This window comes from Intrasporangium calvum (genome assembly GCF_028446585.1).
Taxonomy (GTDB): domain Bacteria; phylum Actinomycetota; class Actinomycetes; order Actinomycetales; family Dermatophilaceae; genus Intrasporangium; species Intrasporangium calvum_A.
Genome location: NZ_JAPFQL010000011.1, coordinates 47,264 through 59,660 on the forward strand (window position 1 = coordinate 47,264; position 12,397 = coordinate 59,660).

At 71.4% G+C, this 12,397-nt stretch carries 13 protein-coding genes; 10 read left to right on the forward strand and 3 right to left on the reverse strand.

What is annotated here, in order from left to right:
* The first annotated feature begins 20 nt into the window (after positions 1-20).
* The 10 genes from OO014_RS04095 to OO014_RS04140 all read left to right on the forward strand — a co-directional run bounded on the left by OO014_RS04095 (position 21) and on the right by OO014_RS04140 (position 9,705).
* Positions 21-1,610 (forward strand): uroporphyrinogen-III synthase, encoded by a 1,590-nt coding sequence (locus OO014_RS04095; RefSeq protein ID WP_272461001.1) that lies wholly within the window; start codon positions 21-23, stop codon positions 1,608-1,610.
* 17 nt (positions 1,611-1,627) lie between these two features.
* Positions 1,628-2,593, forward strand: a complete 966-nt coding sequence (gene hemB / locus OO014_RS04100) for a porphobilinogen synthase (protein WP_272461002.1) — start codon at positions 1,628-1,630, stop codon at positions 2,591-2,593.
* A 123-nt stretch (positions 2,594-2,716) separates the two neighbouring features.
* Positions 2,717-3,196 (forward strand): MarR family winged helix-turn-helix transcriptional regulator, encoded by a 480-nt coding sequence (locus OO014_RS04105; RefSeq protein WP_272461003.1) that lies wholly within the window; start codon positions 2,717-2,719, stop codon positions 3,194-3,196.
* 42 nt (positions 3,197-3,238) lie between these two features.
* Entirely contained in the window at positions 3,239-4,579 is a 1,341-nt protein-coding gene (hemL, locus tag OO014_RS04110) for a glutamate-1-semialdehyde 2,1-aminomutase (RefSeq protein WP_272461004.1), read from the forward strand.
* 67 nt (positions 4,580-4,646) lie between these two features.
* Positions 4,647-5,315, forward strand: coding sequence for a histidine phosphatase family protein (locus OO014_RS04115; protein WP_272461005.1), 669 nt, complete (start codon positions 4,647-4,649; stop codon positions 5,313-5,315).
* A complete protein-coding gene (locus OO014_RS04120) occupies positions 5,315-5,932 on the forward strand; it encodes a TlpA family protein disulfide reductase (RefSeq protein ID WP_272461006.1) in 618 nt (205 codons plus the stop codon). The genes OO014_RS04115 and OO014_RS04120 overlap by 1 nt, the downstream gene beginning before the upstream one ends.
* Positions 5,933-5,945: 13 nt before the next feature.
* Complete coding sequence (locus OO014_RS04125; protein ID WP_272461007.1) at positions 5,946-6,689, forward strand: cytochrome c biogenesis CcdA family protein; 744 nt, start codon at positions 5,946-5,948, stop codon at positions 6,687-6,689.
* A complete protein-coding gene (gene resB / locus OO014_RS04130) occupies positions 6,689-8,335 on the forward strand; it encodes a cytochrome c biogenesis protein ResB (protein WP_272461008.1) in 1,647 nt (548 codons plus the stop codon). Before OO014_RS04125 ends, resB begins: the two co-directional genes overlap by 1 nt.
* On the forward strand, positions 8,332-9,390 hold the full coding sequence (gene ccsB, locus OO014_RS04135) for a c-type cytochrome biogenesis protein CcsB (RefSeq protein WP_272461009.1): 1,059 nt from the start codon (positions 8,332-8,334) through the stop codon (positions 9,388-9,390). Before resB ends, ccsB begins: the two co-directional genes overlap by 4 nt.
* Before the next feature lie 3 nt (positions 9,391-9,393).
* On the forward strand, positions 9,394-9,705 hold the full coding sequence (locus OO014_RS04140) for a DUF4229 domain-containing protein (protein ID WP_272461010.1): 312 nt from the start codon (positions 9,394-9,396) through the stop codon (positions 9,703-9,705).
* A 208-nt stretch (positions 9,706-9,913) separates the two neighbouring features.
* Here the strand turns inward: OO014_RS04140 and OO014_RS04145 are convergent, their stop codons facing one another.
* Genes OO014_RS04145 through menE form a run of 3 tightly spaced genes read right to left on the reverse strand, consistent with a single transcriptional unit; the run spans position 9,914 to position 12,369 of the window.
* Positions 9,914-10,792, reverse strand: a complete 879-nt coding sequence (locus OO014_RS04145; RefSeq protein WP_272461011.1) for a 1,4-dihydroxy-2-naphthoate polyprenyltransferase — start codon at positions 10,790-10,792, stop codon at positions 9,914-9,916.
* A gap of 29 nt (positions 10,793-10,821) precedes the next feature.
* Positions 10,822-11,133 carry a PLD nuclease N-terminal domain-containing protein gene (locus OO014_RS04150; protein ID WP_272461012.1) on the reverse strand — a complete coding sequence of 104 codons (312 nt, stop codon included), beginning with the start codon at positions 11,131-11,133 and terminating at the stop codon, positions 10,822-10,824.
* A 57-nt stretch (positions 11,134-11,190) separates the two neighbouring features.
* Positions 11,191-12,369 (reverse strand): o-succinylbenzoate--CoA ligase, encoded by a 1,179-nt coding sequence (gene menE / locus OO014_RS04155; protein WP_272461013.1) that lies wholly within the window; start codon positions 12,367-12,369, stop codon positions 11,191-11,193.
* Positions 12,370-12,397: the final 28 nt, after the last annotated feature.

The following is a 12,397-nucleotide window of genomic DNA, read 5'->3' on the forward strand; positions in this document are numbered from 1 at the left end:
CGACCCCCACGGTCCCGACGATGCCGGCGCGAGTCGCCTTCGTCGGGTCCGGCCCAGGCGACCCGGGGCTGCTGACCGTGCGGGCGCGCGACCTGCTCGCAGCGGCGGACGTCGTCGTGCTCGACGGCCTGATGCGCGAGGACCTCGTGCTGCAGCACACCCGCGAGGACGTGCAGATCGTCGACGCGGCCCACGGCGAGAACGGCCAGGAGCTGACCCACGCCGTCCGGGCCAAGCTCGTCGTCAAGGCCGCCAAGTCCGTGGTCAACGGCGGCATCGTCGTGCGTCTCATGGATGGCGACCCCGCCACGTTCAACGGACTCGTCGAGGAGGTGCGCGCCTGTCGCAAGGCCGGCATCACCTTCGACGTCGTCCCGGGTGTCTCCGCCGCGACCGCCGTGGCCACGTATGCCGGGGTGCCCCTCACGTCCAAGGGCACGTCGTCGGTGCACGTCCTCAACGCCGACCAGTCCGGCCACGACCTGACCCGCTACTGCACCGACGACGACACGCTCGTCATCCTCGGGTCCCCGGAGGCCATCGGTGCGGCCCTGACCGGCCTGCTCGAGTGCGGCCGACCGGCCGAGTCGCAGGTCGCCCTCGTCGAGCAGGGCACCACGGTGCGCCAGACCTCGTGGACGACCACGCTCGCCGACGCCGAGGGAACCCTCGGCCGCCTCACCGGTGAGATCTCCGCTGCTGTGGTCTCGCCGAACGTCGCGATGCGTGACGAGTTCTCGTGGTTCGAGACCAAGCCGCTCTTCGGCTGGAAGGTCCTCGTCCCGCGCACCCAGGCGCAGGCCGGCCCGATGATCGACCGGCTGGCCGGCTACGGCGCGGTGGCCGACGTCGTGCCGACCATCTCCGTCGAGCCGCCGCGCACGCCGCAGCAGATGGAGAAGGCGATCCGTGGCCTCGTCACCGGGCGCTACGAGTGGATCGGCTTCACCTCGACCAACGCGGTGCGCGCGGTTCGCGAGCGCTTCGAGGAGCTCGGCCTCGACGCCCGGGCCTTCGCCGGCCTGAAGGTCGCCGCCGTCGGTGGCGTCACCGCGGACGCCCTCCGCGACTGGGGCATCAACCCGGATCTCGTGCCGAGCGGCGAGCAGTCGGCCGCCGGGCTCCTCGAGGTGTGGCCGGAGTTCGACGAGGTGCTCGACCCGATCAACCGGGTCCTGCTCCCGCGGGCGGACATCGCCACCGAGACCCTCGTCGCCGGGCTGCGGGACATGGGTTGGGAGGTTGACGACGTCACCGCCTACCGGACGGTGCGTGCGGCACCCCCCGCCCAGCACGTTCGTGACGCGATCAAGGGCGGCGACTACGACGCGGTCCTCTTCACGTCGAGCTCGACGGTGCGCAACCTCGTCGGCATCGCGGGCAAGCCCCACGCGGCCACCGTGGTGGCCTGCATCGGCCCGGCGACGGCCAAGACCGCCGAGGAGCACGGCCTGAGCGTCGACGTTCTCGCCCCCGAGGCATCGGCGATCAGCCTGGTCGATGCCCTGGCGGGCCACGGTGTCGGCCTGGCGGTGGCGGCGGCGGAGTCGGGTCAGCCCCTCCAGCGACCGAGCGACAAGCGGCCCGCCTCGCGGCGCCGAGCCCGCTGACCCAAGGACCTCACCCGATGATCGAACGACCGCGCCGGCTGCGTCAGAACCCCGCCCTCCGGGCCCTCGTCGCGGAGACGCGCCTGCACCCCAAGGACCTCGTCCTGCCGGCCTTCGTCGCCGAGGGCGCCGACTCGCCCCGGCCGATCCAGAGCATGCCCGGGGTCGTCCAGCACACGCTCGACACCCTCGCTGCCGAGGCCCGGCGCGCGGTCGACCTCGGGGTCGGCGGCATCATGCTCTTCGGGGTCCCGACCACGAAGGATGCGCGCGGCTCGGGCGGGACCGAGCCCAGCGGCATACTCAATGTTGCGTTGGAGCGGGTCCGGGCAGAGGTCGGGGACGATCTCGTCGTCATGGCCGACACGTGCCTCGACGAGTTCACCGACCACGGTCACTGCGGCGTGCTCGACGACCGCGGGCGCGTCGACAACGACGCGACGCTCGAGATCTACGGCGAGATGGCGGTCGCCCAGGCGCGCGCGGGAGCGCACGTCGTCGGCCCGTCGGGGATGATGGATGGCCAGGTGGCCGCGATCCGCGAGGCGCTCGACGACGCGGGCTTCACCGACACCGTCGTGCTCGCCTACGCCGCCAAGTACGCCTCGGCCTTCTACGGGCCGTTCCGCGACGCCGTCCAGTCGAGCCTCGAGGGCGACCGGCGCACCTACCAGCAGGACCCGGCCAACATCGTCGAGTCGCTCCGCGAGATCGACCTCGACCTCGCCGAGGGAGCCGACCTGGTGATGGTCAAGCCCGCGATGGCCTACCTCGACGTCGTCTCGGCTGCCGCGGAGCGATCCTCGGTGCCGGTCGCGGCCTACCAGGTGTCGGGCGAGTACTCGATGATCTCGGCCGCGGCGGCGAACGGCTGGATCGACCGAAGGGCCGCCGCCCTGGAGTCGCTCCTGTCGATCCGGCGGGCCGGCGCCCACGTCGTCCTCACGTACTTCGCCCTGGAAGCAGCCGACTGGCTCGGCTGAGCCGGCGATTCGATAGCCTCCTTACCGCACGTCATGACCTGCGCGAGCGTCCGAGCCAACTAGGATCTGGTCAGCCGCGGGGATTGAGCGCGCTCCAACCGGTCGAAGGGGGTGGTCGAGGTGATGTCCGTGATTGACGACGTGAAGTGGCTCAGCGAGTCCGAGCAGCGGTCCTGGCGGGCCATCCTGCGGGGGACGCGACTGCTCGAGACGGCACTCGACAACGCGCTGCACGAGTCGGGCCTCCAGCTGAGCGAGTACGAGATCATCTCGATGCTCTCCGAGCACCCCTCCCAGCGCCTGCGGATGTCCGAGCTCGCCGCGATGGTGGTCCAGTCGCGCAGCCGGCTGACGCACACGGCCAAGCGCCTCGAGGCGCGCGGCTGGGTCGCGCGGGAGCAGTGCCTCGGTGACCGTCGCGGGGTCGAGCTGGTGCTCACGCCGAGCGGCCGGCAGGCGGTCGAGGACATCGCCAAGGTGCACGTGCAGAGCGTTCGCGACAACATCGTCGACATCATGACTGCCGAGCAGTTCAAGGCCATCGGTGATGCCATGGGCATCGTCCGTGACCACCTCGACCCCCAGGGGCTGACCGACGCCTGACCCGCCCGCTGCCCACCGGGTGGCCGCTGGGACAATGGCCCCATGACTTCAGGTGCGCTCTCTGGATCGACTGCAGGCGACGGCTTCCGGGGATCGGAGGGCCTCCTGACCCGGGCGAGCGCCGTGATCCCGGGGGGTGTCAACTCGCCCGTCCGAGCCTTCCGGGCCGTCGGCGGGACCCCGCGCTTCATGGCCTCCGGCAAGGGTGCGTGGCTCACCGACGTGGACGGCAACCGCTACGTCGACCTGATCTGTTCGTGGGGGCCGATGATCCTCGGGCACGCCCACCCCGACGTCCTCCGGGCGGTCGAGGAGACGGCCGCCCGCGGCTTCTCCTTCGGCACGCCCTCGGAGAACGAGGTCGCCCTGGCGGAGGAGATCGTCGCCCGCATCGAGCCGGTCGACCAGGTGCGCCTCGTCAACAGCGGCACCGAGGCGACGATGTCGGCGATCCGCTTGGCGCGCGGCTACACCCAGCGCGACGTCATCGTGAAGTTCTCCGGCTGCTATCACGGGCACGTCGACGCGCTGCTCGCCTCGGCCGGTTCCGGGGTGGCGACCTTCGCACTTCCCGACTCCGCGGGCGTGCCGCGGTCGAGCGCGGGCGAGACGATCGTGCTCCCCTACAACGACCTCGATGCGGTCGAGGCGGCGTTCGCCGAGCGGGGCCATGAGATCGCAGCGGTCATCACCGAGGCAGCCCCGGGCAACATGGGCGTCGTGCCTCCGGATCCCGGCTTCACCGAGGGCCTGCGGCGGATCACGCGGGAGCACGGCGCCCTGCTCATCAGCGACGAGGTGATGACCGGCTTCCGCTGCTCGCGTGCCGGTTTCTACGGCGTCGAGGGGCCGTATGCCGCTGGGCCGGCTGACCTGTTCACCTTCGGGAAGGTGATGGGTGGCGGTTTCCCCACCGCCGCCTTCGGCGGCCGCGCCGACGTCATGGCGCTGCTCGCCCCCGCGGGCCCGGTCTACCAGGCGGGAACCCTGTCGGGAAACCCGGTCGCCTCCGCGGCCGGCCTGGCGACGCTGCGTGGGTGCACCGACGAGGTCTACGCGCGGCTCGACGTGGCAGCCCGGGCGATCGCCGACGCGGCCTCGGAGGCCCTCACCGCCGCGTCCGTGCCGCACACGGTGCAGTGGGCGGGGTCGATGTTCTCGATCTTCTTCCGGGAGGGTCCGGTGCGGAACTACGACGAGGCCAAGACGCAGGACGTCGACGCCTTCCGTCGGTTCTTCCACTCGATGCTCGAGCAGGGCGTGCACCTGCCGCCGAGCTCGTTCGAGAGCTGGTTCGTCTCCGCTGCCCACGACGACGCCGCCGTCGCGCACGTGGTCGACGCCCTGCCGGCTGCGGCGCGCGCCGCGGCGGCGGGGGACTGAGGGCGCGGCGTCGCGCCATCCGAACGCCGATTCGGACGTGGGCACGACGTTTGAGAGACTGGGAGCCATGACCGCCTGGCCCGCAGACTCGAGACCGCACGTGCCGACGCGCACGGTCGTGCACCTGATGCGGCACGGCGAGGTGCACAACCCGACCGGCGTCCTCTACGGACGGCTGGAGGGCTACCACCTCTCGGACCTGGGCCGCGAGATGGCCGAGCTCGTCGCGCGGCACCTGGCGCCCAACGACATCACGGTCGTCATCGCCTCCCCGCTGGAGCGGGCCCAGCAGACGGCGGCTCCGATCGCTGCGTCCCACGGGGTGGAGATCCGCACGGATCCGCGGGTTCTGGAGTCGACCAACTACTTCGAGGGCAGGCAGGTCGGGCTGAAGGACCTGCTGCACCCGAGCCACTGGCCCCAGCTGCTCAACCCGGTCAAGCCGTCGTGGGGGGAGGCCTACGAGGAGATCGCGACGCGCATGCTCGCCGCCATCGAGGACGCCCGACAGGCCGCCGAGGGCCACGAGGCCGTCATCGTCTCCCACCAGCTCCCGGTCTGGACGGTGCGCAACAAGCTCGAGGGCCGGCGGCTCTGGCACGACCCCCGCAAGCGTGAGTGCACCCTGGCCTCCCTCACCTCCCTCACCTACGAGGACGGCGAGCTCGAGTCGGTCGCCTACTCGGAGCCCGCCGCCTCGCTGCTGGCCCGGGCCAGCAAGAGCGTGGGCGCCTGATGGGCGAGCTGGACCGGCGTTCGGCCCTGCGCTGGGGAGCCGTGGCGATCGCGGGCGGGCTCGTCACGACGCTTGCCGCCTGCTCCGAGGACCCGAACTCCGTGGCCGCCCAGGCCAAGGCCGGTGACCGCAAGAACTACGTCTCCGGCGACGGCACCATCGAGCGGCTCGCCCCCGACAACCGCGGCCCCGCGGTGCGCCTCGAGGGCACGACGCTCGAGGGTGAGCCCTGGTCGACGGAGGGCAAGACCGGCACGGTCTTCGTCGTCAACGTATGGGGTTCGTGGTGCCCGCCCTGCATCGAGGAGACCCCCGACCTGCAGAAGGCGTGGGAGCAGGTGCAGGCCGACGGGCTGGACGTGCAGTTCATCGGGCTCGACAAGATGGAGAGCCCGGAGACGGGGTTGGCCTTCCAGAAAGCCAACAGGGTCACCTACCCGTCCCTCGCCTACGACGGGGGCGTGCCGATCCTGGCGCTCCAGGGCAAGGCCACCGCCACCCCGACCACACTCGTCCTCGACCGGGCGGGCCGGATCGCCGCGCGGGTCTCCGGACCCGTCACGACGAGCACGGTGATCGCCCTCGTCGACGACGTGCTCGCCGAGCCCCAGGCATGAGCAGCCGCCGCCCGTGAACGTCGACCTCGCGACCGGATCCCTCGTCCTCGCCTCCCTCGTCGCGCTGCTTGCGGGGTTGGTCTCGTTCGCCTCGCCCTGCGTCCTTCCGCTGGTCCCCGGGTTCCTCGGCTACGTCACCGGGCTGTCCGACGAGTCGCTCGAGCAGCGCTCCCGCGGCCGGCTCGTGCTCGGCGCGCTGCTCTTCGTGGCCGGCTTCACGGTGGTCTTCCTCATTGCGGCGGCCGCCCTGTCGGCCATCGGCGTGGCCTTCCGGGAGCACCAGAGCCTGCTGCTGCGCATCGGTGGCGCCCTCGTCATCGTCATGGGTGTCCTCTTCCTCGGCGCCGGCAAGTCGTATGCTGCTCAGCTCGGTTGGCGTCCCCGTGCCGGTCTGCTCGGGGCCCCGTTGCTCGGTGCGGCCTTCGCCGTCGGATGGTCCCCGTGCTGGGGGCCGACGCTCGGGGCGATCCAGGCCATGGCCGCGCCCATCTCCGCAGAGACCGGCTCGATCGGCCGAGGCCTCATCCTCGCAACCATCTACTCCGTCGGCCTCGGCCTGCCGTTCGTCCTCATGGCGGCGCTGTGGGAGCGGGCCGGTCGGGCGAGCGACTGGCTGCGCCGGCACCGCGGAGTCATCCAGACCTTCGGCGGCGTCATGCTCATCATCGTCGGCCTCCTCATGGTGACCGGGCTGTGGGAGAACGTCATCGTCTGGCTCCAGATCAACTTCATCGCAACGTTCCAGGTGGCGATCTGATGACCGAGCCCACCACCCGGGCCACCCGCGACGCGGAGCCGGCCCAGCGGCATACGTCGTTGTCCACGGCTCCCCGCGAGCCCCAGCTGCCCCAGCTCGGACCGCTCGGCCTGGCCCGGTGGGCCTGGCGCCAGCTGACCAGCATGCGCACGGCGCTCTTCCTGCTGCTCCTGCTCTCCGTGGCCGCCGTGCCGGGCTCGGTGTTCCCGCAGCGCAACATCGATGCGGGCCGGGTCTCCGACTACCTCGCCCAGAACCCCACGACCGGGCCGTGGCTCGACCGCCTCGGCTTCTTCGACGTGTATGCGTCGCCGTGGTTCTCCGCCATCTACCTGCTGCTGTTCGTGTCCCTCATCGGCTGCATCCTGCCCCGGACGCGACAGCACGTGAAGGCGCTGCGCTCCACCCCGCCGAGGGCCCCTGCGCGGCTCGCCCGCCTCGACGAGCACGTCGAGGTCACCACCACGCTGCCTCCGGACGAGGCTCTGGCGGCGGCCCGGGCTGCCCTGCGCGGCAAGCGGTTCCGCGTGCACAGCCACGACACGACCACCGTGAGCGGTGAGTCCGGCTACCTCCGCGAGAGCGGCAACCTGCTGTTCCACCTCGCCCTGACCGGCATCATCGTCGGCATGGCGGTCGGCCACCTCTTCGGGTGGCGCGGGGACCTCATCCTCCCCGAGGGGGACGACTTCGCCTCGAGCGCCACGACCTACAACACCTTCTCGCCCGGGCCCCTCGTCGGCGAGGACGCGGTGCCTGGCTTCGTGATGACCCTCGACGACCTCGACGTGGACTTCATCGAGACACCAGGCCGGTCCTTCGGCACGCCGCGAGAGTTCACCGCACACGTCACGGTGGCCGACGAGCCGGGCGGGCCGACCCGCGAGGCGGACATCGCCGTCAACCACCCCCTCGTCATCAAGGGGGCCGACGTCTTCCTGCTCGGCAACGGCTACACCCCGGTGATCACGGTGCGCGACGCCGCCGGTGAGGTCCTCTACCGCGAGGCGACTCCCTTCCTCGCGCAGGACGGCAACTACCGGTCCGTCGGCGTCGTCAAGGTCCCGTCGGCCAGCCCCAAGCAGCTCGGCTTCACCGGGTTCTTCCTGCCCACGGCCGAGCCGAGCTTCGCCAACGGGCCGGTGTCCATCTTCCCGGACGCCCAGAACCCCGAGCTCGCGCTCTCCGTGTGGGAGGGCACCCTCTTCCCCGGCGGCGCGCCGCAGTCCGTCTACACCCTCAACACCGAGCAGATGACCCAGGTGCCGGGCGACGACGGCCAGCCCACGCTGGTGCGGCTCAAGCCGGGGGAGACCTTCGAGCTGCCCGGTGGGCGCGGCTCGATCACCTTCGACGAGGTCAAGCGGTTCGCGGGACTCTCGATCCGCACCGACCCCGGGGCGCCGATCAGCCTGGTGAGCGCGCTCCTCGCCACGCTCGGGCTGATCCTCGGGCTGACCGTCAAGCGCCGTCGAGTCTTCGTGCGCGTGCGCCCGGCAGAGGCGACGGGGGACACAGGCGCACCCGCTACCGTGGTCACCGTCGGTGGCCTCTCCAAGGACGCCGATCCCGGCCTTGCCGCCATCGTGCGCGCGATCGGCGCAGCCGCGCAGGACCCCCACGCAGAACGGACGGACCGCTCGTGACACCCAGCATCGCCACGATCCTGGCCCCTCAGCTGACCCCCACCGTCGACGAGGCGAGCCTCGCGCTCGCCAGCAACGCCAACATGGCGCTCTACGCGTCGATGATCGCCTACACACTGGCCATGCTCATGTTCGCCTGGCACCTCGCCGCCCGTTCGGCGCAGGTCGCCGCGACCGAGACAGCCGACCGCGAGGAAGTCCTCGTCGGCTCCGCGGGGACCACGGGGGCAGGGTCGTCGTCTGCGGGTGGACCGGTGTCGTCCGCGGCCGGCCTGACCGAGAGCGGCCAGGAGAGCGAGGCGTCGCGGCAGCGAGGCAACATCGCCCTGATGCTCACGTACCTCGCCACGGCGCTGCTCGTGGGTTCCGTGGTGCTGCGCGGTTTCGCGGTCGCCCGCCCGCCGTGGGGCAACATGTTCGAGTTCGCGACGGCGTCTGCGGCTGCCGTGGGCCTGACCTACTCGGTGCTCGCGAAGCGCAACCGCTGGCAGTGGCTCGGCGTCTTCATCGTGTCGCCCGTGCTGCTGACCCTCGGCCTGTCCCTGGCCGTGCTCTACACCGAGGCCGGCGAGCTGATGCCGGCCCTCAAGTCGTACTGGCTGGCCATCCACGTCGGCGTGGCCTTCATCTCCGTGGGGTTCTTCACCATCGCCGCCGCCATCGGGATGGTCTACCTCGTCCGGCTGCGCCGTGAGGAGAAGCCGCCGGCGAAACGCAGCTTCATCGAGTCGCTGCCCTCGTCGGCCGCCCTCGAGCGGACGGCCTACAGCCTCAACATGGTGGCCTTCATCCTCTGGACGTTCACCCTGATCGCCGGCTCCATCTGGGCCAAGCAGGCCTGGGGTGCCTACTGGCAGTGGGACCCCAAGGAGGTCTGGACCTTCGTCATCTGGACCGTCTACGCCGCCTACATGCACGGGCGGGCGACCGCTGGCGTCGACCTGCGGCGGTCCATGTACATCGCACTGGTCGGCTTCGTGTGCGTCATCATCAACTTCACGCTTGTCAACCTCGTGTCGACGTTCGTCGGCATGCACAACTACTCCGGGATGTGACCCGTGGTCCGCTACACCCTGCTCCGACTGCTCATCTTCTTCGGGGTCCTGCTCACCCTGTCGCTGTTCGGTCTGCGCGACAATCCGGTCCTGCTCATCGGTCTCTCGGCCTTGATCTCGGCCGCCATCGCCTATGCGTTGCTGCGCGGCATGCGCGACGAGATGACCACGAAGCTGATGGAGCGCCACGAGGCGAAGCTGCGTGCCAAGGAGGCCGGTCGGCCCGGCCCGAGCGCCTTCGCCGAGGACGAGGCTGCTGAGGACGCCGAGGTGGACCAGGCGGGTCGGACCGACGGGACCGACCCCGCGCGCTGACCCCCCGCGCACCCACTCGAGTGGCCCGGGAATCCCCAGGGACGGGCCACCCACTCATTCGAGTGGCCCTGTTGTCCCCACGAAGCCTGTGGAGGACGGGGCCACTCGAGCAAGAACCTCAAGGGCACCGATTGGGACTCGAGTGGCCCTGTTGTCCCCACCAAGCCTGTGGAGGACGGGGCCACTCGAGTTGGCGCGGGCGCGTCGGTCAGGCGTGGTAGCCGAGCGCGAGACCGAGGGCGAGCAGCGCCGCCCAGGCGAGCTCGAAGATCCCGGTGCCAGCGAGGGCCGGAATCAGATCGCGGCCGATGGCTCCGCCGGCGACGGCTCGGACCGGACGCACGGCGAGTGGCGCAGAGAGCAGCGCCAGCAGAGCGAACGGCGTGGTCAGGGCCGCCAGGCCAGCCATCAGGAAGGCCACCGCGATGAGGGAGACATAGAGCGTGCGCGTGCCGCGGTCACCCAGCCGAACCGCCAGCGTCCGCTTGCCGGTCACCGAGTCCGTCGGGATGTCGCGCAGGTTGTTGGCCACGAGGATCGCAGACGCCACGGAGCCGACGCCGATGGCACCCCACCAGCCGGCGGCGGTCAAGGAGGTCATCGTCGCCATCGTGCCCAAGGTGGCGACGAGGCCGAAGAAGACGAAGACGAAGACCTCGCCCAGGCCGAGGTAGCCGTAGGGCCGGGAGCCACCGGTGTAGTACCACGCCGCGAGGACGGCGACCGCCCCGACGGGCAGCATGACCCACAGCCCCGAGAGCACGACGAGGGCCAGCCCGAGAACCGCGGCGACCGCGAAGGCCGCGAACGCCGCGGTCCGGACCGACCGGGGCGCGGCGAGCCGCTGGCCCACCAGACGGATCGGGCCGACGCGGACCTCGTCGGTGCCGCGGACTCCGTCGCTGTAGTCGTTGGCGTAGTTGACCCCGATCTGCAGGGCCAGGGCGACGAGTGCGGCGAGCGCGACGTAGCCCCAGACGATGTCACCTTGCTGGTAGGCGGCACCGGCGCCGACGAGGATGGGGGCGATGGCGGCAGGAAGAGTGCGTGGGCGCGCACCTTCGATCCACTGGGCGAGCGTGGCCATGGGTCCTTGTGGGTCGTGCGGTGCGGTGGTCAGGGCTTGGGCTTGCGCAGGCGGCGCAGGAAGTCCGGGTCGTCATCCGGGCCGAGGGGACCGGGGGCCGGGCGCCTCTGCGGGCGCTGGGCCCCGCCGCCCCTGGGCCCGAGTCCGAGCGCGCGCGACCCCGGAGCGTCGGACCGGCCGGCAGCCAGCCACATGAGGGGCCCGAGGACGGGAATCAGGCACACCAGCAGCCACACGGGCTTGGGCATGATCCGCATCAGCCGCCCGTCGGTCTGGATGCAGTCGACGAGGGCGTAGATCGTCGCGAAGACCACGAGAGCGACGAGAATGACGCGAGGCACGGTGGGGCTCCTTCTCCTGTAACCCCTCCATAGTGCCACCGCAGGGTCACCAAACCATCACGCGTGCTCCTCGGCCGCGAGACGGATGGCCGCTCGGTCCGGTTTGCCGGGGCCGCGGAGCGGGATCGTCGGCAGGATGACGACCCGCCTCGGCAGCGCAGCATCGGGGAGTATGCCGCTGAGCCGGGACCGCAGGTCGGTGGCTGTGAGGTGGGTGGTGGGGTCGAGGAGGGTCAGTGCCGCGCACACCGCCTCACCCCACTCAGGGTCGGGCAGGCCGAGGACCACGACGTCACCGACCTCGTGGACGTGTCGAGCGATGGCGTCCTCGACGACACCGGGGGTCACCTTGATGCCACCCGTGATGATGACGTCGTCGGCGCGGCCGTCGACGACCAGCCGGCCGTCGTCGTCGATGTGGCCGAGGTCGTCGGTCCGGAACCACCTCATCCCGTCGGCGTCGGTGGAGAACGCGTTCGCAGTGAGCTCCGGCTCGCCGAGGTAGCCGTGCGCGACGGTGTCGCCGCCGAGGACGACGTGTCGGTCGTTGTCGATGTGCATCCTCGTCACCGGCAGGGGGACCCCGTCATAGACGCAGCCGCCGGCTGTCTCGCTCATGCCGTAGGTCAGGTTGAGGGGCACACCGGCGGCGCGGGCCCGCTCCTCGAGCGCCAGGGGTGTCGCCGCACCGCCGACGAGGACACCATCGAAGGTCAGGAGAGCCTCGAGTCCGGCCGGGTCGTCGAGCAGCCGTCCGAGCTGGGTCGGCACCAGCGAGGTGTAGCGGCGCGAGCCACCGGCCGGCGCGGCCAGGCAGCCGGCCGCCCGCGCGAAGGCCGCTGCGGTGAAGCCGCCCCGCAGGTCCATCACCGTCGGCACCGTCCCGGCGACGAGTGACCGGGTCAGCACCTGGAGTCCGGCGATGTGGTGCGCCGGCAGGGCGAGCAACCAGCCGCCGCTGCCCCCGAGGACGTGGTGAGTCGCGGTCGCCGAGGCGGTCACCGCGTCGGCCGTGAGGAGCGCGCGCTTGGGGCGCCCTGTCGAGCCGGAGGTGCCGACGGCCAGGGCCAACCCGTCGGGGAGGTCGGCAGGGTCGTGAGGGGGGATGACCGGGGGAGCGAGCTCAGCGGCATACGGGATGACGGGGGAGCGGCCGGTCAGCGCGGCCTCGAGCGCCGGCAGGATGCTCAGGGCGTCCGGGCCTGCGGGGACGGGCAGGGGACGCGGCGCTGTCATGGCCACATTCTGCCGGTGCGCCGGCGCC

Excerpts from the sequence above, each read along its gene's own strand:
- menE (WP_272461013.1), bottom strand. The coding sequence starts at position 12,369 with ATGACAGCGCCGCGTCCCCTGCCCGTCCCCGCAGGCCCGGACGCCCTG.
- hemL (WP_272461004.1), top strand. The coding sequence starts at position 3,239 with ATGACTTCAGGTGCGCTCTCTGGATCGACTGCAGGCGACGGCTTCCGG.
- OO014_RS04105 (WP_272461003.1), top strand. The coding sequence starts at position 2,717 with ATGTCCGTGATTGACGACGTGAAGTGGCTCAGCGAGTCCGAGCAGCGG.
- OO014_RS04120 (WP_272461006.1), top strand. The coding sequence starts at position 5,315 with ATGGGCGAGCTGGACCGGCGTTCGGCCCTGCGCTGGGGAGCCGTGGCG.
- OO014_RS04095 (WP_272461001.1), top strand. The coding sequence starts at position 21 with ATGCCGGCGCGAGTCGCCTTCGTCGGGTCCGGCCCAGGCGACCCGGGG.
- OO014_RS04145 (WP_272461011.1), bottom strand. The coding sequence starts at position 10,792 with ATGGCCACGCTCGCCCAGTGGATCGAAGGTGCGCGCCCACGCACTCTT.
- OO014_RS04115 (WP_272461005.1), top strand. The coding sequence starts at position 4,647 with ATGACCGCCTGGCCCGCAGACTCGAGACCGCACGTGCCGACGCGCACG.
- hemB (WP_272461002.1), top strand. The coding sequence starts at position 1,628 with ATGATCGAACGACCGCGCCGGCTGCGTCAGAACCCCGCCCTCCGGGCC.
- resB (WP_272461008.1), top strand. The coding sequence starts at position 6,689 with ATGACCGAGCCCACCACCCGGGCCACCCGCGACGCGGAGCCGGCCCAG.